A 21,626-nucleotide genomic window follows, 5' to 3' on the forward strand; every position below is an offset into this window, starting at 1 on the left:
TGTTGATTTGGACGAATACCAGGATCAGCTAGCCAGCAGCTTCTCGGAGACGATCCCCTCGTTGAGGGTAGCCCGTTCGGGGCGGCCCTTGTGGAGGTAGACGAGCTTGGTGTGGTCGACGCCCATGAGGGCGAGGATCGAGGCGTGCAAGTCGTGGACGTGGAGCCGGTCTTCGATGGCGTGGAGGCCGACCTCGTCGGTCGCGCCGATGGTTCGGCCGCCTTGGATTCCGCCGCCGGCCATCCACATCGTGAAGCCGTAGGGGTTGTGGTCGCGGCCGTCCCCCTGCTCCGACATCGGGGTGCGGCCGAACTCGCCGCCCCAGACGACAAGGGTTTCGTCGAGCAGCCCGCGCCTTTTGAGGTCTTTGAGCAGGGCGGCGACCGGCTGGTCCATGCCCTCGCAGAGCCCTGTGTGGTTCTTCTCGATACCCGCGTGGGCGTCCCACTTGGAACCGGCTCCATGGTAGAGCTGGACGAAGCGGACCCCACGCTCGACCAGGCGGCGGGCCAGTAGGCAGTTCTGGCCGAACACCTTGGTTTCCTTACGGTCGAGCCCGTAGAGGGACTTGGTCTCTTCCGACTCTCGCGTCAGGTCGACCGCCTCGGGAGCCTCGGCCTGCATCCGGAAGGCCAACTCATAGGCGCGAATTCGGGCGTCGAGCTCGGTCTGATCCTGGCGCTGGTCGGCGTGGCGTGCGTTGAGCCGGTGCAGGAACTCGACCTTGTCGCGCTGACGGTCCGCGCTGACCTGCTTGGGAGTCGCCAGGTTCGGGATCACGTCGCTGGCCGCCCCGAGCCGGGTCCCCTGATAGGTGGCCGGCATGAACCCCGCGCCCCAGTTTCGGGGGCCGCCAGCGACCACGCTGCCGGGGTTATCCAGCAGGACGACATAGCCAGGAAGGTTCTGGTTCTCGCTGCCGAGTCCGTAGCTGACCCAGCTTCCCAGGCTGGGCCGGCCGGCCAGGATTGAACCTGTGTTCATCTGGCAGACACCACCGACGTGGTTCAGGCCGTTTGACCAGCAGGAGCGGATGACCGCGATGTCGTCCACGCATTCCGCCAGGTGCGGCAGCCAGTCCGAGACCCAGAGTCCGCTCTTGCCGTGCTGCTTCCACTTCCGCTTTGAGGCGAGCAAGGGGGACCCTGCTTCCCCCATCGGCGTGATCACCGGCTTGAAGCTGGCCGGCAGCGGCCGCCCCGCCAGCTTGTTGAGCATCGGCTTGGGGTCGAACGTGTCGATATGGCTCGGCCCCCCCTCCATGAACAGGAAGATGCAGCTCTTCACCCGCGTCGGGATCGTGTACGACACGCCCCCGAGCAAGGCGTTCGGCACCCCTTCAGGCGGGGTTGCCCCCCGTAACGGGTTACTGCCGAGCAGGTGGGCCAGGGCCAGAGCCCCGAAGCCACCCCCACCGCGGACCAGCATCTCGCGTCTGGAGAGCGGGGCCGCAATATGGGGAGTCGGCTGGTGTCCGTCGCGCCTCGGATCGCTCATGGTCGGGCCTCGCGGCTGGCTAGCGAGCTCACTCGTGCCGGCTAGATTAGTCGATATAGAGGAATTCGCTGGCGTTCAAGAGGGCATGGCAGAAGTCGGCCCAGGAGGCGGGATCGACTTCGGCCGACCTGGATTCACCTGGCTTGTTGCAGGCCGCCCCCGCCCCCTCTCCGTCGGCCACCTCGGGCTTGGGAGTGGGCTCGGCCACTTGGGCTTGGTGGTGGAGGAACGCGAGGGCTTCCGCCTGCTCGGCGGGGCCTGGTTTTCGGCCGAAGGCCAGGCGATAGGCGAGCTCGACGCGCGCTTCGTCGTCGCCCGCGTCTTTCTGGAGGCGGGTGGCGAAGGCCTTGGCTCGGTCCAAGGTCCAGGAGCCGTTGATCATCAAGAGGGCCTGGATCGGCGTGACGGTGGCGTCGCGCTGGGGGGTCGTGATCGAGCCGTCGGGGGCGTCGAAGGCCTCGCCCAGGGGGTCGCGCTTGTTGCGCTTGACCTGGGAGTAGACGGTTCGTCGGGGTTGATCCGCGTCCACGGCCGGGCCGCCGATCGCCAGGTCGAGCTCGCCGCTGACGGCCAGCATCGCGTCGCGAATCGGTTCGACATCCAGCCGGCGCGTGAGTCGGTGCCAGTGCAGCCGGTTCTCGGGGTCCTTTCGTCGCGCGACGGTCGCGTCCGGGTGGGTGGCCGACTGGCGATAGGTCGCCGAGGTCAGGATCAGCCGGTGCATCTGCTTGAAGCTCCAGCCTCGGGCGACGAACTCGGTGGTCAGCCAGTCGAGCAGCTCGGGATGGCTGGGGCGCTCGCCCAGCCGGCCGAAGTCGCTGGAGGTGCTGACGATTCCGCGGCCGAAGTGGTACTGCCAGATCCGGTTGACCACCACGCGGGTTGAGAGCGGGTTGTCAGGGCGGGTCAGCCAGCTCGCCAGGGCGGTGCGCCTGCCGGTCGACTGGGGTGCGGTCGCCACGGGCTTGATCGTCGCCGGGGCGGGGTCGAGCAAGGTCAGGAAGCCGGGGTCGATCGCTTCCTTCTTCCGATCCCCCGGGATCATGGTCGGAGGCGCGAGCGGTCCGACATCGGTGGCGGTCAGCACTGCCGCGGGAGGAGTCGGCCGGTCGCGGCCTTGTTCGGCCAACTGCTTCTGCAAGGCGGTCCAGGCGTCCTTGTCCTTGCTTTTCTTCATCTTGTCGGCGATCAGGTCGTATTCGTGGGTGACCTGGCGATAGGCGAGCGCGACGAGCTGCTCTTCACTCGGCGTTCGTTCGGCTTGCGGCTTATTGATCAGCGCCTGCATCTCGGCCGGGAACCGGTCGATCGCCATCTTGGCCACGCCCTCGCGGTAGGGGCGTTCGAGCGCGGCGATCGCCGCGCGGGTCTCGGCGGTCTTGGCTTCCCAGGCCGCGAGCTTTTCCTGGTACGCGGGCCACTCGCGGGGGGTCGCCAGGTTGAGGTCGTTGCGGGGCAGGATCGGGCTGAAGAAGGCCTGGAGCCGATAATAGTCTTTCTGGAGGATCGGGTCGAACTTGTGGTCGTGGCAGCGCGCACAGCCCATGCCGAGCCCGAGGAAGACGTCGCCGGTGACGTCAGTGATGTCGTTGACGATGGCCGACCACTGGGCCGGGACGTCGCGCTGGTTGTACTCGTAGGTCCCGAGCCGGTAGTAGCCGACGGCGACTTTCAACTCGGGATCGCTTGGGTCGAGCTCGTCGCCGGCGAGTTGCTCGGTGACGAACCGGTTGTAGGGCCGGTCTTCGTTGAACGCTTTGATCACGTAGTCGCGATAGCGCCAGGCGTCGGGCCGGTAGCCGTCCGCGCGATAGCCGTCCGACTCGGCGTAGCGGACCAGGTCGAGCCAGTGCCGTCCCCACCGCTCGCCGTAGCGAGGGCTGGCGAGCAGCCGGTCGACCAGGGTCTCATAGGCGTTCGGGCCCTTATCGGCCAAAAACGCGTCGACCTCGGCCGGAGTGGGGGGGAGCCCCCAGATGTCGAACGTGAGGCGGCGGATCAGGATCTCGCGGTCTTCCTGGGGAGCGGGAGTCAGCCCTTCGGCGTGCAGGCGGGCGAAGATGAATCGGTCGACCGCGTTGCGTGCCCAGCCGCCGTCATTCGTGCTCGGCACGTCGGGTCGCCGCAACGGCTGGAATGACCAGAAGGCGCGGTCTTCGTCGGTGATCTTCGACTTCGCGGCCTGGGTGGGCGTTGCGGAGGCCGAGGCCCCGGGATCGTTCGCCGGCCAGGGGAGGCCCATGGCGATCCACTTGGTCAGCGTCTCGCGCTGGGGGGCGCCGAGCTTGCCTTTGGGGGGCATCTCGGGGCCTTCGTAGTTGATCGCCTCGACGAGCAGGCTCTCCGCCGGCTTGCCCGGGACGACCGCGGGCCCGCTCTCGCCACCGGTGAGGATCGCGGCCTTGGAGTCGAGTCGCAGGCCCCCCTTCTGCTTGTCCGGCCCATGGCATTTCAGGCAGCTCGCGGCCAGGAGCGGGCGGACTTCCGTCTCGAAGAACTTGACCTGCTCGGGGCTGGCGCTGGGATCCCCCTGCCCTGCAACTCCCTCCGCCGCGATCCCGGTCACCGCCGCGACGGTGGCCAACGCGACGCCGATCCGCCATCGAAGCGAACGCGTGCCAGGCGTTGATTTCGCCAGGGGGCCCGAACTTCTCGCCTGATCCATCGGGTGGGCTCCTCGACCGGATTAGTCGGCGTCGTGTTTCGCCTTGAACTTTAACATGGGCAGGGTGGGTCAGGAAGAACCCTTACGATAGTCAATCGGCCGTCCCTCGGCAACGGCTTCATTTTCGGTTGTTTGCTCGGATGGAGTCAGGGACGATCGTATCGGTCATTTGGGGCCCTGTCATCAGGGAAGATTTTGCCCGCCCGTAAGGCGAGCGGGGAGCGTCAGTTCCCTGTCCGCGAGCCCATTCCAACGCGAAGTCGCCTTTTTGGAATGGAATCGTGAGTCTTAGCCGCCCGTCACCAATTCTTCGATCCCGTCCGGCTTGGGTGGGATCCAGTTGGCATCGCGGGGTGGAAATAAGGCACGCAAGAGGGGTGGAGCGAGGAAGGTGGTGGCCATCACCATCAAGGTCACGGCGCTGAAGAGTTTGGCATCGAAGACGCCGCTGGTGAGTCCCATCTGTGCGAAGATCAGGCCGACCTCGCCCCGAGGGATCATCCCCACGCCGATGACGTTCTTCTTCCCCTTGAACCAGGGTGCGGCATAACCGGCCGCGAACTTGCCGACCACCGCCACCACGATCAGGAGTGTACCGACGAGCAGAGTCGCATGGTTCGCCGGGACTAGCGGGTTGAACACGCGAATATCCACGGCGGCCCCGACCGAGACGAAGAACAAGGGGACGAAAAAATTCCCGAGCTCCGTGACCCCATGCTCCACCTCGCGGGCTTGGGGGGTCTTGGCCAGCAAGAGGCCCGCCGCGAACGCGCCGATGATGACCGCCGAGCCGGCCCGGTCCGCCAGCCAGGCGAGCCCGAACGCGAGAATGAGCGCCAGGATCGTGGTTGTCCCCGGCAGTTCGATCTTGCTGACGAGACTGACGAGTCGCGGTACGACCAGGCTGCCGATCAGGATCGTCCCGAGCAGGAATCCGAAGGCCACGCCGGTGATCCTGGCAACGCTGAGCACCGTGACCGCTTCCCCCTGGGTGAGGGCGGCGATGACGGTCAGGATCACCAGGCCGATGACGTCGTCGATTACCGCGGCCCCGAGAATAATCTGGCTCTCCGGCTCTTGCAGCCGGCCCAGATCCGAGAGGACGCGGGCCGTGATTCCGACACTCGTGGCCGTGAGGGAAGCCCCGGCGACGAGCGCGACGAGGTTCGGGAGCCCGAGGAGCCGGCAGACGGCATAGCCCAGTGCGAACGGCAGGGCGACGCCGACGGCGGCGACCGCCGCCGAGGCGCCGCCGACCTTCAAGAGCATTCGCAAGTCGGTCTCGAGGCCGATCGCGAACAGGAGCAGGATCACCCCGAGCTCCGCGAGCAGATGGATGACGTCGACCTGGGGATCGACCAGCCCCAGGATCGAGGATCCGAGCAGGACCCCGGCCACCAATTCACCGAGGACGGTCGGTTGTCCGACGGCCTTGGCCAACGCGCCACAGAGTCTGGCCGCGCCGAGCATGATGACGAGTAGCCCCAGGAATTGGGGGACATTGAGATGTTCCATGAAGGGCTTTCTTACTCTGCTTTGTTTTTATGAGGATGTGGGCACGCGGAGGACCAGACTTGTCTGGGGGACAAGTTCATCGGGTCCCACAGGCAGGGAGTCTCCAACCTATGAGAGCGGAGCAGACGGGGGAATTGGCTACCAGCCACCGCCATTGGTGATGAAGAGCTGCAGGTAGAGCTCATTCTCGGAGATGGGATGGGTGCGGTTGGCTTGCATTCGGTCGAGCTGACTGACAACAGGAATCGATCGTCCAAGGCCTCGGGCCATGATTCTAACGGAGTTCGCGATCGCGATGAAGCACAACAACCGGATTGGCTCGCCTGAGCGTCGTGCGGGGTTCCCATCATCGCGGTGAACCGGCCCGTTTGTTGGCGTTTGCTCGTGGGGCGAGCTATCTTGGCGAACGGAACCGGCCGAGTGGGGTTTCCCCGCTTCTTTTTTAACGGTCGGTCGGCGGTGGGTGATGGTCCGCCTGGAGCCTGCACTTTTTTTGACAACATATCGGGAGGGATTTGCCTGATGAGTTGGCGTTTAATCGTCCTGGCGAGCGCGGTGCTCTCCCTTGTTCCCGGGGCCGCTCCGGGCGAGGACAAGGTCCTTGACTGGGTGAAAGAGACCGACAAGGCGGCATGGCAGGCACGCGACTCCAGCGGCGAGGTGGTCTATAAGGACCGGCTCTGGATCCTCGGCGGCTGGTTCGACTCGTTCGCCGCTCCACCGCGCGACGTCTGGAGCTCGGCCGACGGCAAGGCCTGGGACCTTGTGACCAAGGAAGCCCCCTGGAAATACAGCGACCTGCCGATGTCCCTCGTCTTCAACGACCGGATCTGGATGTTGGGCGGCTGGTACAACGGCCGGCTTCCGGGGCATGGCGCCACCAACGAAGTCTGGTCGTCGACCGATGGCTTGCAGTGGGACTCGGTGACCCAAAAAGCGGGCTGGAGTCCGCGGCTCGCCGCCGGCGCGGTGGTTTTCCAAGGGCGGATGTGGATCCTCGGCGGGATCGAGGACTATTACTTCGGCGACGACAAGAGCGTCAAAAACGACGTCTGGAGCTCGGCCGACGGCATCGAATGGAAGCAAGAGCTGGCCAACGCCCCGTGGTCGCCCCGCGCCTACCACTCGGCGGTCGTCCATGACGGCAAGATCTGGATCCTCGGCGGCGGCAACTACGTCCCGAATTATCACGCGCGGAACGACGTCTGGTGCTCGTCCGACGGCGTGAACTGGGAGCAGGTGACGGAAAAGGCGCCCTGGAGTCCTCGGCTCTGGTCCTCCGCGGTGGTCTACCGCGACCGGATCTGGGTCCTGGGCGGCTGGTCGAACAACCCGTCGGAGAACTGGGGCGACGTCTGGTATTCGCAAAACGGTGAGAAGTGGACCCAACTCCGGTCCAACGTGAGTTGGAAGGAGCGCCACGAGCATTCCACTTATGTCTTCAAAGACAAGATCTGGGTCGCGGGCGGGCACGCCAAGCCGCTCAACAGCGAGGTCTGGTCGCTTGAGGTCCCGCCGTCATTCTTTGAAGGTCGGTGAATCAGCATGCGTCCGGTCTCCGAGCGGCTCGGGGACCGGACGCATTTCCATGCTGCCTGGGCGAGATTGGCGATGCGCGGGTTTTCCGAGCCGATTCAGGGTCGCTCCGTCACCTCGGACGTCCAGACGTCCGCCCGTTGTCCTGGCTGGAGATCCAGCAGCCTGCTCGCCCCGGGGTGGTAGGTCGTGCCTCGCTCCGCCTTGATATAGGACTTCACGTTCACCGAGACCGGGGGCACACGCGGGAACTCGAATCGGCCGTCCGCGTCAGTGACAGTTCCGAGTCCGCCGTCAATGCGTGGCCGGCCGGGGCCGTTGAGCCGATCCAACGCCAGATTGATCCGGACCCCAGGCACCGGCCGGTTACGTTCGCGGAATTGGCCGCGAACCGAGGCCCAGGGATAGAGTCGGAGGGCGCCGGCGTCGTGCTCGCCGGCTGTGAACTCGGCGCTCGCGTATCCGGAGTCGTTCTGGGCGATGACGGCCCACGGTTCGCCAGGATCGGGAAATGCGAACTTTCCTGAAGCATCGGTCATCGCTGTATAATTCGTGTCAAACGCCGAGAGATCGGCCACCTGGGTTGGGGTTGCCAGGAGGACTTCCAAGTTCGCGATCGGCCGTCCGTGGGTGTCGAGGACCTTGCCGGTGATCGGTGGGCTCGGACGGAGGCGGAAATCCTGCGAGAGGGCGGTATCGCCCCCGACCCGGAACTCGGGCCCATCCTGCGTCAGGTATCCTTCCGCCTCGACCCGCAGAGAGAACGGTGCGTCGGGGCTCGCTTCGGAGTAATTCAGCCGGCCCTCTCTGCCCGCCACGGAGTGATACCGTTCGGCGATCGTAAGAAAGTTGATGGGATAGACGCGAAAGACCGGGATCGGCTTGCCCGTCACCGCATCAGTGACCCGGCCGGTGATACGGAGCTCGGGTTTGAGCACGACCGTGCGGGGCGCTTCACCGCCGCCGATTTCGAGCTGCAGCGTGGTATAGCCCTGGGACGCGATTCGAAGCTGCACCGGTTCGTTGGGTGCCCAGGTCCATTCCCAGCGGCCGTCCCCGTCGGCCCGGCGCGGGATCTTGGTGTCGTGCCCGTGGGGAGCGTCGCTGTTGAGGAGCGACGTCTTTCCATTCCACTCGACGAACTTGACGGACGCATCGGGAATCGCCTTGCCCGCGGAATCAACGATGCTCAAGCGGATCGGCTTACCCGGCTCCATCCGAAAGCTTTGGGGCGGTAGCTCGGTCTCAAGATTGACCGGTCGCATTTGAGGGGCCCAGCCGGGGGCGATGACCGTCAGTGTCCGCTCCCCCACCGCCTGCGCCGGCAAACGAAACCGGCCCTCGGCGTCGGTCGTCACCGAGGCCCCAGAATCGTTGTCATAGGCGATGAACGCGTTCTGGATCGGTTTGCCGGCGGGGTCCGTTACCTGTCCACGCACGATCACGCCAGACTTCAGGGTCAGTGTGGCCGTCCCTTGCCGGAGCATCGCGGTCGTGACCCCGGCGGCCTTCTTCTGACCCTCCTGCCAATACCCGTACGGCGCATAATCCGGGTGGGAAACCAGCAGCCTCAATTCCAATTGGGGATGGTCCGGGACGTTGTCGATGCGCCACCGACCTTCGGCGTCAGTCGTGATGGGGTGATCCCGGTCGGTCAAGACAATGGCGTAGCTGATCCGGTCGTCCCCTTTGGCTGGCCGCAGCATGTCGCCCAGGATGACCTGGACCTGGGCGCCGGGGATTGGCCTTCCCTGCTCGTCCTGAATTTGGCCGCCCGCGGTGACGGCGGGTTCCAGTCGGAACGTGGATTCGGTCGGGACGTCGTGTCCGCTCGCCAGTTCGTATTGATCCCAACTCGCCACCATCGACACGAAAGTCGGTTTTTCGGCCAGGAGCCGAAGACGGGTGACGGTCTTGGGGAGTTCCACCTCGGCGGCACCGGCCGTGTTCGTCTTGGCCTCACGCATGGTTTGCCCCTCCGTTGCTTCGGTCCTGATGGAGGCCCGGATTGTCGCGTCCGGAATCGGCTTGCCATTCGGATCGAGGACCACGACGCGGAGTCGTTTCGTCTCGGTCGGCGGAGCGTGGTCCTTGGTTGGCGGGGCGCCTTTTGTGGACTCGGCTTCGGCATGGCGCGGTTGCCAGAGGGCCCAGGTGGCGGCGAGGATCAGGGTTCCGAAGGTCGCGCCGGCAATCCAGCCGCGACCGAGCCGGGGCGGTTGGAACCCGCCGGCGAGGAGTCGCCGGACGCGGGTCGCCAGCGGCGAACGCCGGGAGACCGCCGCCATCGTCAGGGCCGGTGTGGCCGTCGGTGTCAGGCGGACGAGCGTGGCGGCGTAGTCGACCGGCGGGCAGCCGCAAGCGACGGCCCAGTCGTCGCATGCCTCCTCGGAGAATTCGTCCATCCATCGCCGGGTCGCCCAGGCGAGTGGGTGCCAGGGAAGGATGCAGACGAGCCATTCCGCCAGGAGCGCCGTCCAGTGGTCGCGGCGCTGGAGGTGGGCGAGCTCGTGGCAGAAGACCGCCTCGCCATCGCCGGGGAGCGGGGCTGAGTCCGGGATCAAGATCGTGGCAGGGCGACTCCAGCCCCAGAGGGCCGGCGAGGCGACGGCCTGGCTCGTCCGTAGCCGAGGCTGGGACTGGGACCGTTGTGCACCGCCGATCCGTTCCAAGGCGTTGCACAGGGCCTGGGCCAAGGCGGCGTCGGCCGTCGGCAGACTGCGCTGGACGGTCCGCCAACCGGCGGCGACGTCGACGAGCAACCGCACGATCAGCGCCGCCGAAACCGTGAGCCAGAGGGCGAGCGCCGCGGTCCACCAAGGCCGTTCAAGCCCTGGGGGCGTTGGCCGAATCCTCGGGCTGCCGGCCACCGGGAGGAGCGGCGGTCGTGCCGAATCGGAATGCCGTTCGCTCGGAGAGTCGGCCGTGGTCGCAGCCGCAGCCGCAGCCGTGGCCGGATCGGTCGGTTGGCGGGCTGCCGCCAGGAACGGGGCGGTGGCCGCGGGGAGCACGCCCCAGTTGGCCTGCTCGACGAGGACGACGAGCAACGGCATGGCCAGCGCGGCAACCGCGGTTAGCGTGAGCACACTATGCGCTCGGGCCGGCCGGCGCCGGAGTAACCAGGCGGTCGCCAATCCCAGGGTGAGCCAGACGGTCCCCGAGGCCGCGAACGCCGTCGGCAATCCCTTGAGCCACTCAGGCATCCTTTTGCTCCTTGCGTTTGGCGGCGATCATCCGCCGCAGTTCCGCGAGTTCGTCGTCCGAGTAGGGGCGCGCGTCGAGCAGTTGCCGGAACAACCGCAGCGGATCGCCGCCGAACGAATTCTTGACCAGCCGCAGGGCCGACGCCGTCACGCTCTGCCGCTGAGTCGCCGTCGGGACGTAGACATAGCTTCGCCCCTCGGCCCGATGCGTCAGCCAACCGCCTTTTTCCAGCTTCTGGAGGGCCGTGAGCACGGTCGTGTAGGCGAGCGGCTTGTCCTTCGCCAAGTGCTCGCGCACTTGGTGCACCGTGCCTTCGCCCAGCGCCCAGACCGCCTCCAGCGTCGCCGCCTGGAGCGTTCCGAGCTCCTCCACCGATTTCTTCGCCATGACTTCGGCTCCGCTGTGTAGTACTCCGGCGATAGTACTACGGTGCGTAGTTGACGTCAAGAACGCTCCGGGCGGATGTTTCGGGGCCGGTCAGCGTGGTTGGGGAAACCCGGAGGGCCGCGAAGGCGACGCAGGTTGGCCCGGAGCGATTTTCATAAAAAATGCTTGGAGCATTATGCGAGAACGTCAAGAGGCAATGGTGTCTTCGGTTGTGAGTTGTTGCCGCCGTGGTCCTGAGCCGCTGCCGAAAGGCGAGGGTCGAGCCATTGTTGCCACGGGCAACCCAGAGCCGTGGCGGACCCGAAGCGACCGGAGCGGCACCTGAAAAAATAATTTAAGACGGATGTGAGATGGAAGTTGCCTGCCTGCATAGGATCGGTCAAAATCGGAACGATTCAAGTCTTTTCCGGGTCGCTGTTTCGCACTTAACATCTCGGAGTTTCACCCATGGGCTTGCTTGACTCGGTCAAGAGCCAGATCACCGACGCGGTCCAGAGCCAACTGGCCGGCTTTCTCGGAGGATCGTCCAAGGAGGGTGAGGCAGGCAGCTCGACGGCCGTCACGGATCATGTGGCCGAGGTCGTCGAGCAGCAAGGACTGGGGGGCCTGTTGCAGAAGTTTCGCGAAGGGGGACTGGGGGACGTGGTGTCGTCCTGGGTCGGCACTGGTGCCAACCTGCCGATCTCGGGCGAGCAGATTCAACAGGCCTTGGGTTCCGACCTGGTTCAGAATCTCGCCGCCAAGATCGGGATTCCCACCGAGCAGGCGGCGGCCTTGCTCTCCCAGATTCTTCCGCACGCAGTGGATACGATGACTCCCGAGGGGCGTATCGCCGAGGACGAAGTCGCTGTGGTTGTGCCCGAAATTTCGTCTCCCGAAACTGAAGAAACGGAGGCTTGAATGTTCACTGGACGTCTTGCGAAGTTTGCGGCCATGTCGACCTTGTTGAGCGTCGTCCTCGCGGGCGTCGGCACGGTGACCACCGGGCAGACCACCACGGCGCAGCCCAAGGAAAAGATCAAGGCGAAGGCCAAAGAGAAAGCCAAGGAGAAAGCAAAGGAGAAAGAGAAGGCGGTCGCCTCGACGCCGCTTGATCTGAACAAGGCGACTGCGGAGGAACTCGTCGAACAACTCCCCGGTGTGGGCGAAGCGACGGCGAAGAAGATCGTAGCGGGTCGGCCCTATGCCAAGGTAGACGACCTGGCGAAGGCGGGGGTGCCCGCCCGAACGATTGACGGAATCCGCAGCCTGGTGACGGTGACCCAGGCCCCTGCGCCGGCCGAAACGCCGGCCAAGGAGAAGTTGGCGCGGAAGAAGGCGGCGACTCCTACCCCTGCCCCTTCGGCACCGCTCGACCTGAACAAGGCGAGCGAGGAGGAGCTTTCGGCGTCCCTCCCCGGCGTGGGCGAGGCGACGGCGAAGAAGATCGTGGCGGGCCGGCCTTATGCCAAGGTTGACGACCTGGCGAAGGCGGGGGTGCCCGCCCGAACGATCGATGGAATCCGCAGCCTGGTGACGGTGAACCAGGCCCCTGCCCCTGCGCCGGCCGTTGTCGAGCCGGCGGCCAAGCCGAAGATGGTGCAGAAGAAGGCGGCCGCGGCTTCCGAGCCGGTCGCTCCGGGGACAACGGCGACCAAGACGGCCAAGGGCAAGGCGGCCGCCAAAGCCACTCTGGCGCCGGGGCAGAAGGTGAACCTGAACACGGCCTCCAAGGAGGAACTCGACGTCCTGCCGGGGATTGGCCCGGTGCGTGCCCAGGCGATTATCGAGGCCCGCCCGTTCAAGAAGATCGAGGACATCAAGACGGTCAAGGGGATCAAAGACGTCGAGTTCGGGAAAATCAAGGACATCATTACCGTCGACTGATGTCGGGTTATTCTTGTCCTGATTTTGAAGCTTTCGCTCGCCCGTCAGGTGAGCGGGGAGTGGATCACTCCCTGTCCGTGTGGCTTCGCGTTGGGTGAGCCAGCAGACTGGGAGCGATCAACCCTTCGTTCCCCCTGGAATCGAAGATTCACGCGTCTTTTGCCCTTGGGAACCCTCCGTCATGCGCCCTTCGCGATCGACTTCGGTCTGGCTCATCGCACTCGTTGTTCTGACGCTGGCTCCTCCACCGAGCTGGGCGTGGGGGCCGCACGGCCATCGGATTGCCACGCGGGTGGCCGAGGCCAGGCTCAATCCCGGAGCCCGTCGGGCCGTGAGCGAGTTGTTGCTCAAGGGGGATACACTGGTGGATGTCTCCACCTGGGCCGATCAGGACGGCCATGACGCCGTGCCGGGAAGCGCTCCCTGGCACTACGTCAACGTGCCGATCACGGCCGCGCGCTATGAGGATCGCTACTGTTCGAAGGGCGATTGCGTCGTCGCCAAGATCAAGCATTTCCGCACGGTCCTGGCCGACCGTCGCGCTCCGGTGCGCGAGCGGCAGCGGGCCTTGCTGTTCCTGGTCCATTTCGTGGAGGACATTCACCAGCCGTTGCACGTCGGCGACAACCACGACCGGGGCGGGAACCAGACCCAGCTCCAGTTCCTCGGCGAAGGGACGAACCTTCATCGGCTCTGGGACTCGGGCCTGATCAACCAGATCGACCGCAACGAACGTGCCTGGGTCGACCGGATCGAACCGCAACTGACCCAGGAGAACATTCGAGCCTGGTCACGCGGCAGTGTCGAGGACTGGGCGAATGAAAGCCTGCAAGACGCCAAGTCCGCTTATCTGTTCCCCGCCGGTGCGCGCCGGCCGATGGAGAGTGGAACGCGCCTTGGCAAGGACTACGAGACCTTCGCTCGCCCAATCCTCGAACGCCGCCTCGCCCAGGCGGGGGTCCGTCTGGCCAATGAGTTGAATCATATCTTCGAGTAGGTTATTGTTGTGTGTCTTTACGGTATGATGTCTGGGATTGTGTTTTCTTGTAGGCCCACCCGGATGAAGCCATGGTGGGTCGTCTCAGCCATTGCAAGCAACGACCCGCCAGAGAGCTAAGAATCACCCTCGTTCCCACGGTCCCCCGTGGGAACGAGGAAAGAGAGGCTTCCTAGCCCTGGATCGGGTCGTTGATTGCAAGGGGATAGGAGTCGGCTCGTTATTCCAGGGGGAGCTTGATCTTGGCGAGGTAGATCGACGACTTCTTCGCTTCGTGGGAGGAGTAGTAGCTCATCCACAAGAGGCCGTCGTGCCAGACGAGGCCGGGATAGCTCGTGTCACCGCCGCTCGGCACGGTCAGCAAGGGCTCGTAGCTGTCGCCCGTCATTCGGGCCACCACAGTCTTGGCGCCGCCGGGGTAGCTGCGGCCGGCCGCCCAGAGGGAGCCGTTCGGCAGGCGGATGAAGTTGGGGCCGCCCACCTGGTGCTTCGTCTCTTTCCAGGTCCACTCGGTATAAGGGGCCTGGCTGTGGCCGATCCAGGCGAGCTTGCTGCCGGCTTCGCGGCGGACCAGGGCGATCATCTCGCCGTCGGGCAGGAATCGCACGGTCGACTCGTTGGGGTTGCCGGGGACGTCGAGGTGGGTGACGAGGTCGTACTTCACACCGTCGCTGCTGACGAAGAGCTTGAGCTTCCAGTCGGCCGCGGGCTTCGTCTCCGGGGTCGTTCGTGCCCCCGAGGCATAAGAGATGCCGTAGGCTTTACCGTCGTGCCAGGTGACCCGCCAGAGCCATTCTCCTTCGCTCAGGACCGGCGTCGGCGTGGTCCACTCGCGGCCGTCCTTGGAGAACGTGACCCGCGGTTGTCGTCCTTGGAGGGTGGTTGTCCCGTTGTAGATCGAACCCCCGCCGACGATCATCAGGCGGTTGTCCGGGGTGATCGAGAACTTGGGGTCGCGGAGGTCGACCCCGTCCTCGGCGATCAAAGCGGCCGATTCCCAGGTCTTGCCGTCGCTCGATTCGAGCACCCTCAGCTTGCCGTTGCCTCCCACATGGGCGGCGGATTCGCGGAATGTGCAGTACCACTTGTCGTGCCAACGAGTCAGGTCGGTGAACGCGTTATGCGACCCCTTGTCCCAGATTTTCTCGACCGAGACGAGTTCGGGCTCGGCCGCTCGCAGTGGCTGCGTGCCCAGCGCCAGGAGAGCCACGACCAGAGAAATCGGCAAGCGTTGACGCTTCATGAATGAGATTCCTTGATTGAATCGGGTCGGGTCGGGATCGGACTTCAGGACAACGACGACGGGGCGGCCCTCACCGAAGCGCTTCGAGCACATCGGCGGGGTCGGTGCCGTCGATCAGGCGGAAGTTCTCCTTGGCGTTCAGGAGTTCCCAGGCGTGCGCGGCCGGTTGATAGACGTCGCGAACCGCCTCAGCCGAGAGCGTTGTGCCGTTGCCGGCGACCCCACCGGCGATGACCATGCGCTTGGGAGCGTTCAGGGCAGCCAGATGAGCGACGTCCCCCACTTCGCGGAGAATCCCAGGCGCCATGACGCCGAGCCTCTGCCCGACGTAGGGCTCCTCGGTGATGTAACTGGCGAGTGTGCCGACGGCGGCGACCTTGGTGATTCGCGGGTCGACCGCCCCCGCGCACAGTGCGACCAACCCAGCAGGACCTTTGCCGATCAAGACGAGATTCGCCGGCAGCCGGTTCTCCTTCTTCTCGATCGCGTCGAGCAACCGACGCACCTCGAACACCCACTGCCCCAGGAGCGGTCGGCCGATCCAGAGGGCCCACTCCGCCGAGTTATGGTCAGGAGCCTGGCCGATCTTATCGGTCGGCCAGGCATTTCTGCCCGTGGTTCGCAAAGAGAGTGGGACGGACCGCCAGCCGGCGCGACTGACTTCCGACACCAGGAAGCGGTTGCCGTCCGTATCGGGGCCGTCGAGGTCAATCACGATGGCAAGATGTTGGTCCGCCTTCTCCTGAACCTTGGGATCGAGACTCCGGAAGGGCGCTGGCTCGTACGCAGCCCCCAGTGAGAGCAACATCCCGGGCTCGGATTCGAAGAGTGTCGTGAGAGAACCGTCCAGCATGTGCGAAAACGAGATGGGGGGCACGGTCGGGAACCCGCCAAAGACCGTATCGACGAGCGCCTTGCGGCGTGTCTCGGCCTCCGTACGCCAGGCATTGGCATCGCCGGGCACCGCTTTCGCCGCGACGAGCTTTCGCCCTTCCGCCGCGGCGAACCGGGGGAGGGTCATCCAGTCGTCGGGCCGGGTGTCTCCCGGGTAGCAGCGGAGTGTCTCCGGGTCTTCCGTTTTCATCTCGGGCTCGGCGATCGGCGCCCCATCCCCTTCCCCCTTGAGGTGAAGGGTCATCCAGCCGTACATCGCTTCGCGCATCGCCTGGTTGTAGTCGTGCTTCGACTCGAAGATCGCATGCCGGAGATGCCCCTCGTCGCCGTGGAGCCGGTAGACCTGTTGGAGCGGGGTGAGCGTCCGTTTCGCCGCTTCGACCGAGAACTGGGACGCGTCCTGGGTGGCGTTGACGATCAGGAGGTTACGCGGGGCGGTGAGGCCGAGCACGCCCCACTCCTCGGCGAACCTCAAGGCGCCGGGGACCATCTCGCAGATGCAGCAGGCGGCGCCGAGGTAGGCCCGGTAGTTGCCGACGGAGCAGACCGGGACGACGGCCTTGAGCCGGTCGTCCCAGGCGCCTGAGTACATCGACTGGTTGCCGCCTCCGCTGGCGCCTGTGATCCCGATGTGCGCGCCGTCGACCTCGGGCCGGGTGAGAAGATAATCAACCGCCCGCATGTTCTCGTAAACCTGGATGCCCGAGAGCGGCAAGCCGACGGGCAAGAGCGTCGCGCCGGTCATCTCGCCGTGATATTCGCCGAGCGCCTTGCCGACCCCGCGCTCGCCGGCTCCGAAGGCGTCGACGGCGAGCACGAAGAAGCCGAGCTTGGCCGCCCCGATGCAACGGGCCTGGACGACCGGGTCTTGCTTCGCCCCTTTCCAGTGGCCGTGGACGGCGAGGATCGCCGGGTGCTTGCCGGGTCGGTTGGGCACGTAGGCATTGGCCGTCATCCGCAGGCCGGGCCGGGTCTGGAAGACGACCTTTTCGACGCGATACCCGTCGCGGTCGAGGATCCCAAGCACCTGTGGCTCGAGCGGGCACGGCTGGGCTGGGAATTCGCCCCACGCTTTTTGAAGGCCCTTGCGGACCGTGGCGGCCTGGGCCTCCCATTCGGGAATCGTCTCAGGGGGCCGTTCGCCGGCCCGTAGCGCTTCGGCCTGGCCCCGGATGAACTCGAGGTACTGATTCGGAGCCTGAACCGGCTCCGCGCCTTGGGCTTGCGAAAGGGATCCCACGGCGGCCAGGCTCGCCAGGAGGGCGAGCCCTACCCGGATCATCGGTTTGCTCGCGAGCGGCATGGGAGCGATCTCTCTGATCTCGAGGAATAAAAGAAACGCCGAGGCCGGCCGCCCGGCCGATCCACCTCGAGTCGGCCCCAGTGTGTCGGGCCGGATGCGCTCGAGCAACACCCTGCCGCCCCGAGCGGCCGGTCAGTTGAGGCCGGCCAGGGTGCGGACGGTGTCCCAGGCGTACTGGGGCGTTTTCGTGGTGCCGTGCTCCATGCCGATCGCGCCGGCGTAGCCGACTCGACGGAGCAATCGGAAGATGTTGACGTAGTTGCTCTCGCCACTCCCCGGCTCTTTGCGGCCGGGCACGTCACCGACCTCGATGAACTGGATCAGCCCGCGATTCAGGCCGTCGGCCATTGTGTTGAGCACGTTCCCTTCGCCGAGCTGACGGTGGTAGATATCAAAGTCAACCTTGACGTTGGGATGCCCGGCCTCGGTCGCGTAGCGGAACGCGTCGGCCGACGTCACCATGGTCATCTGGGGCGACTCGACGCGGCTGAGCGGCTCGAGCGTCAGATAGACCTTGTGTTCCTTGGCGATCTCACCGGCCTTTTTCAGGCCGGCGATGATCTGCGCGTGCTGGGTTTCCGGGGCGATGTCGGGCTGGATCTTGCCGACAAACGTGATCAGGTTCTCGGCGCCGAAGCGGTTGGCGACTCGACAGGCCTCGGCAAAGTCGTCGAGAAACGCTTGCTCCTGGCCGGTTTTGGTGAGTCCCGATCCCCAGCCGGTGCGGGGGGCGCCGGTGATGCTCACGCAGGTCATGCCGTGCGATTGCTGAGCCTCGAGCATCCGGTCGAGGTTTTTGCCGCTGTAGTTCCAGAAGCCGTAATGCTTGGCGCCGCAACGAGCGGCCTCGACGATTCGATCCTCGTACGACATCTTCGCCGGGAACATGATTTCGAGGTTCATCGCGAGTTGGTAACGCGGCGGAGGAAGCGACTCGTCGGCCGGCGTCGCATCGGCTCCGAATGCGAATTGCGTCGAGAGCCAGGGCGAGAGCGCGGCGGCTTTGAGCAGGGATCGTCGAGTCACGGGCATGCCTTTGGTGCTCCCAAGGGGGTGGGGTGGGGGGATCCTCAACACGTCGGAAGAGATCGGAACGCTCGCTGCGCCCCACCACGGCCGACGACGATTCCGGCCAGTCTATCCGGGCCGCCGGGCCGATGACAGGGATCCGAATCGGCGGCGCTTGGTGCCGTGGCCAAGCGGCGGAAGGTTCGTTCGGGCCAGCCCGATGGTTGCGACTGGGGATCAAGCTGGCGCGGTTTCACCCGGGTCGGCCTTGGAACGAGGCGGGCGATTCGGCGCGACAATTGCGTGTTGGATTTCCGTGTGGAGACGAATTCGGCTCGGATCACGGGACGAGTTGTCTCAACACCCCAGCATAAGGAGAAAGCCATGGCCGAATCATTCAAAGACAAGGTCGAGGACGCGGGGCACAAGATCGCCGAGAAGGCGACCGAGGTGGGCCACAAGGTGGGGGAGAAGGCGACCGAGGTGAAGCACAAGGTGGGGGAGAAGGTTGAGGAGGCGGCCGACTGGGCGAAGGAGAAAGCCCATCAGGCAGGCCATCGGATCCAGGAGGTCGTCCAGAAAGTCGAGCACAAGACCGGGGCGACGCTCGACCAGAGCAAAGGGGCGACCGGTTCGACCGCCGACATCCGCGAGCACATGGAAGTCTACGGGGCGTGCGGCAAACTGATCGGCAAGGTTGACCACGTCGAGGGGAGTGAGATCAAGCTGACCAAGAGCGATAGCCCCGATGGCCATCACCACATGATCCCGCTGGCGTGGGTGGCCAAGGTCCACGATCATGTCCACCTGAGCAAGACCTGTGACGAGGTCCAACACGAATGGCAGCCGGTCTGAACAACGCCGTCGCCGCCCGACCCGACCTGAGATGGTTTGTCCTGACGAGTCAGTGAGGGGGCCGGGGGCCGCAGGTGCTCCACCCGCCATTCAATCCTCCCCCCTGGGACCGCGGGCGACCCGCCCGCTCTTGGTTTGAAATTGAGAAGCGGGCGGATCGCCCGCGTTCCCAGGGAGGAATGGAATTCCATACCCGAGGGGGGCGAGGCGCCCGTGGTCCCAGGGAATGCTAATGCTCCAGGTGCCCGGCACCTGGAGGTTAGGTCAGGGGTCGATCAGGAGGGATCGAGGCGCCACGACGACTCTCCGGCGCTGTAAGGCGCGAACGGTGACGCCCAGGCTCATCAAGGCCCAGGCGGCTTCCACGAGCAGGACCCCGGGATTCGGCGGTGTCAGGGCCGAGATCGCCAGGAGGGTCGAACCGGAGAGGTTGAGCAGACCGTAGACGATTCCGTCGGCCCGCATGCCGGCGTACTGGCTTGCGCCGTAGGCGGACAGGACCAGGAGTGCCCCTACGATCGAGAAGAACTGGATCAGGGTGGTCACCATCGGTGAAGTCCTCGCGGAGGCCCAATTGTCGGCCGCTCGAGGCGCGGTGCCTCGCCGAGGGCCGAAGCGACAGCGAGAAGGTTCCGGCTCCCGACGGTGGAATTGTTCGGGAGTTGCCCGCCGCTGGTCAAGAACCTAACAGCGAGGATTGAAATGCAAATGAAGGGTTTGTTTGAATCTGATGATGAGTGCTTATTTCATGGTGTAATCGCACCAACCCCTGAGGGGATGTGATGTTGGTTATGCCGAAGTGCTATGTCCCCCCAGCGGACCGACCGGGGCCAGCCTGCCTTGGGATGAAGCGAAGCGTGATTGATCCCCGGAACTTGCACGCTGGACCGAGGAAAATGACGTTTCCTCATTGTGCCGGAAATCATCGAAGAATACAAGGGTGTGCCCGCGCACTGATGGGCAGAGCAGAGCTGAGGGGGTGTGATGGGGGGACGTCAGACGGGGATCGGGACCGGAGCCGCATTGGCTCCGGCCCCATTGGCCATGAACGGTGGCGTGGTTCGCCAACTCTCGGGTGTCAGGCCGAGGGAACCAATTCGTTCGCCGGCACCGGTTCGAGCCGGCCCATTCGGTAGAGCCAGCGGACGTGCGATGCCAGGGCGTCGCGGAAGGTCGGGTGAATCTGGTAGGGAATGCCGAAGTCTTTGCAGGTTGCCTCGACGATCGGCGAGATCGCCGGATAGTGAACGTGGCAGACCTTCGGGAACAAGTGGTGCTCGATCTGATAGTTCAGACCGCCCAGATACCACGTCAGGAACCGGTTGCGCGGCGCGAAGTTGGCCGTCGTCCGCACCTGGTGCTCGGCCCAGCCCGCTTCGACCGAGTTGGACTCGGTGGTGGCGACATGGACCTCGGTTTCCTCCAGGCAATGCGCCAACTGGAACGTGGTGGTCAGCACCGTGCCGAGCGTGAACGTGGTGAGCGCATACAATCCGAGGACGGGCAAGGTCGGATAGAGCATCAGCGGCAGGATCAGCGACCACCCATAGAAGAACAGCTTGCCGAAGAGCGTGGCGATCAAGACCAGCTTGCTCGGCCTCGGAATCGGCGTGCCGCCAATGTCGCTGTTCACCAGGTCGCGATAGTCCGCGTAGAAATGCCAGTTGGCGGGCAAAAGACCATAAATGAACCAGATGTAAATGTATTGGTATTTGTGGTAACGAAGCAGAGGTTGGGTCGGAGCGAGCCGTAAGAAGGGCTCGATGTCCACGTCCACGTCGATCCCGGAGATGTTCGTGTAGGTGTGGTGGACGATGTTGTGCTTCCAGTACCAGATGTAGGAGCTGCCGCCCATGACGTCGAGGCAGCAGCCGAAGATCCGGTTGACCCAGCGATTGCGCGAGTAGCCGCCATGGTTGGCGTCATGTTGCACGCTGACGCCGATGCCGGCCATTCCGACTGCCAGGCAGATTGCGGCGAATGGGGTAAGCCACCAGACCAGCGTGTTGGTGATCAGCAGGAGGTAGAAGCTAATTGTCCAGGTGAGCAGGATCGCCGACTTCAGATACATCCACGCGGCGTCGCGCGGCGAGATCCGTACCCCTTCGAAGTACTCGGCAACCCGGCGTTTGAGCTCGAGGTGGAATGTTCCGGAGCCCGGGAAATGAACCCGTATCGGTTCCAAAGAATCACCCTTGATATCTAGACGTTATAGAAGCGCTCTACGAACCGAGTGGGACCAGCACTCGATCCGTCGTCCGGCCTTCGCAAGAAAGGGAGCGTCCGGCGGGCGATCTCGAAGCCGAGCGTCGGGTGGTCCGGCCGGGGGGCGCCAGGGGCGCTTGGGCCAGGATTATCGATCGACGCTAGGTAGAGAATCGGGCTTTCCATTCCACGTCTTGGGCGGCTGGTCGAGAGCGGCGGTGCCCTGGATCGAGGCGGGGGTGGAGCTTTGCCGGGAGGACGGCTTGTTCCGGTCTGGCCCGCTTATCGCCTCGGGCGATGGATGCGAACAAATATTTCACCGGATCGCACCGACCAATTCAATAGCCCAGTCGGCCGAACCGGACTTGAACTCGCAAGAAAACATCACACCTCATGAACCTGTAAGCCTTTACGGCAGATGAACTTTGGGCCTCGCCCGCCGCTGACTTGA

The 21,626-nt window shown here is 64.9% G+C and carries 15 protein-coding genes; 5 read left to right on the forward strand and 10 right to left on the reverse strand.

What is annotated here, in order from left to right; all coding sequences use genetic code 11:
• Nucleotides 1–24: 24 nt before the first annotated feature.
• From BUS42_RS21810 to BUS42_RS21820, 3 genes are all read right to left on the reverse strand, one after another.
• On the reverse strand, nucleotides 25–1,497 hold the full coding sequence (locus BUS42_RS21810) for a DUF1501 domain-containing protein (protein ID WP_074309672.1): 1,473 nt from the start codon (nucleotides 1,495–1,497) through the stop codon (nucleotides 25–27).
• 46 nt (nucleotides 1,498–1,543) lie between these two features.
• Nucleotides 1,544–4,162 (reverse strand): PSD1 and planctomycete cytochrome C domain-containing protein, encoded by a 2,619-nt coding sequence (locus BUS42_RS21815; RefSeq protein WP_074309674.1) that lies wholly within the window; start codon nucleotides 4,160–4,162, stop codon nucleotides 1,544–1,546.
• Between the two features lie 288 nt (nucleotides 4,163–4,450).
• The gene (locus BUS42_RS21820; protein WP_074309675.1) at nucleotides 4,451–5,677 is read right to left on the reverse strand and encodes a cation:proton antiporter; all 1,227 of its coding nucleotides are present in this window, start codon (nucleotides 5,675–5,677) and stop codon (nucleotides 4,451–4,453) included.
• Between the two features lie 522 nt (nucleotides 5,678–6,199).
• Between BUS42_RS21820 and BUS42_RS21825 the strand changes: the two genes are divergently transcribed.
• Nucleotides 6,200–7,216, forward strand: a complete 1,017-nt coding sequence (locus BUS42_RS21825; protein WP_074309677.1) for a Kelch repeat-containing protein — start codon at nucleotides 6,200–6,202, stop codon at nucleotides 7,214–7,216.
• A 95-nt stretch (nucleotides 7,217–7,311) separates the two neighbouring features.
• Here the strand turns inward: BUS42_RS21825 and BUS42_RS21830 are convergent, their stop codons facing one another.
• Both BUS42_RS21830 and BUS42_RS21835 read right to left on the reverse strand, forming a co-directional pair.
• On the reverse strand, nucleotides 7,312–10,416 hold the full coding sequence (locus BUS42_RS21830; protein ID WP_074309679.1) for a carboxypeptidase regulatory-like domain-containing protein: 3,105 nt from the start codon (nucleotides 10,414–10,416) through the stop codon (nucleotides 7,312–7,314).
• Nucleotides 10,409–10,804: a BlaI/MecI/CopY family transcriptional regulator gene (locus tag BUS42_RS21835; protein WP_074309681.1), complete on the reverse strand. Its 396-nt coding sequence runs from the start codon at nucleotides 10,802–10,804 to the stop codon at nucleotides 10,409–10,411. The genes BUS42_RS21830 and BUS42_RS21835 overlap by 8 nt, the downstream gene beginning before the upstream one ends.
• Nucleotides 10,805–11,251: 447 nt before the next feature.
• Here BUS42_RS21835 and BUS42_RS21840 point away from each other — a divergent pair, with 447 nt between their 5' ends.
• From BUS42_RS21840 to BUS42_RS21850, 3 genes are all read left to right on the forward strand, one after another.
• On the forward strand, nucleotides 11,252–11,704 hold the full coding sequence (locus tag BUS42_RS21840; protein WP_074309684.1) for a YidB family protein: 453 nt from the start codon (nucleotides 11,252–11,254) through the stop codon (nucleotides 11,702–11,704).
• Nucleotides 11,705–12,670 carry a ComEA family DNA-binding protein gene (locus tag BUS42_RS21845; protein ID WP_074309687.1) on the forward strand — a complete coding sequence of 322 codons (966 nt, stop codon included), beginning with the start codon at nucleotides 11,705–11,707 and terminating at the stop codon, nucleotides 12,668–12,670.
• Between the two features lie 181 nt (nucleotides 12,671–12,851).
• Nucleotides 12,852–13,667 carry a S1/P1 nuclease gene (locus BUS42_RS21850; RefSeq protein WP_074309688.1) on the forward strand — a complete coding sequence of 272 codons (816 nt, stop codon included), beginning with the start codon at nucleotides 12,852–12,854 and terminating at the stop codon, nucleotides 13,665–13,667.
• Nucleotides 13,668–13,887: 220 nt separating this feature from the next.
• Here the strand turns inward: BUS42_RS21850 and BUS42_RS21855 are convergent, their stop codons facing one another.
• From BUS42_RS21855 to BUS42_RS21865, 3 genes are all read right to left on the reverse strand, one after another.
• Nucleotides 13,888–14,910, reverse strand: coding sequence for a sialidase family protein (locus BUS42_RS21855; protein ID WP_074311332.1), 1,023 nt, complete (start codon nucleotides 14,908–14,910; stop codon nucleotides 13,888–13,890).
• A 70-nt stretch (nucleotides 14,911–14,980) separates the two neighbouring features.
• Nucleotides 14,981–17,107 carry an alpha/beta hydrolase family protein gene (locus BUS42_RS21860; RefSeq protein WP_074309689.1) on the reverse strand — a complete coding sequence of 709 codons (2,127 nt, stop codon included), beginning with the start codon at nucleotides 17,105–17,107 and terminating at the stop codon, nucleotides 14,981–14,983.
• 132 nt (nucleotides 17,108–17,239) lie between these two features.
• A complete protein-coding gene (locus tag BUS42_RS21865) occupies nucleotides 17,240–18,139 on the reverse strand; it encodes a TIM barrel protein (protein WP_074309690.1) in 900 nt (299 codons plus the stop codon).
• Between the two features lie 360 nt (nucleotides 18,140–18,499).
• Between BUS42_RS21865 and BUS42_RS42060 the strand changes: the two genes are divergently transcribed.
• Nucleotides 18,500–18,970 carry a DUF2171 domain-containing protein gene (locus BUS42_RS42060; protein ID WP_083670430.1) on the forward strand — a complete coding sequence of 157 codons (471 nt, stop codon included), beginning with the start codon at nucleotides 18,500–18,502 and terminating at the stop codon, nucleotides 18,968–18,970.
• 264 nt (nucleotides 18,971–19,234) lie between these two features.
• Here the strand turns inward: BUS42_RS42060 and BUS42_RS21875 are convergent, their stop codons facing one another.
• A complete protein-coding gene (locus BUS42_RS21875; protein ID WP_074309692.1) occupies nucleotides 19,235–19,519 on the reverse strand; it encodes a CBU_0592 family membrane protein in 285 nt (94 codons plus the stop codon).
• A gap of 529 nt (nucleotides 19,520–20,048) precedes the next feature.
• Nucleotides 20,049–21,155, reverse strand: a complete 1,107-nt coding sequence (locus tag BUS42_RS21880; RefSeq protein ID WP_074309694.1) for a fatty acid desaturase family protein — start codon at nucleotides 21,153–21,155, stop codon at nucleotides 20,049–20,051.
• Nucleotides 21,156–21,626: the final 471 nt, after the last annotated feature.

It is taken from the genome of Singulisphaera sp. GP187, assembly GCF_900129635.1.
In the GTDB taxonomy this organism is placed as follows: Bacteria; Planctomycetota; Planctomycetia; order Isosphaerales; family Isosphaeraceae; genus Singulisphaera.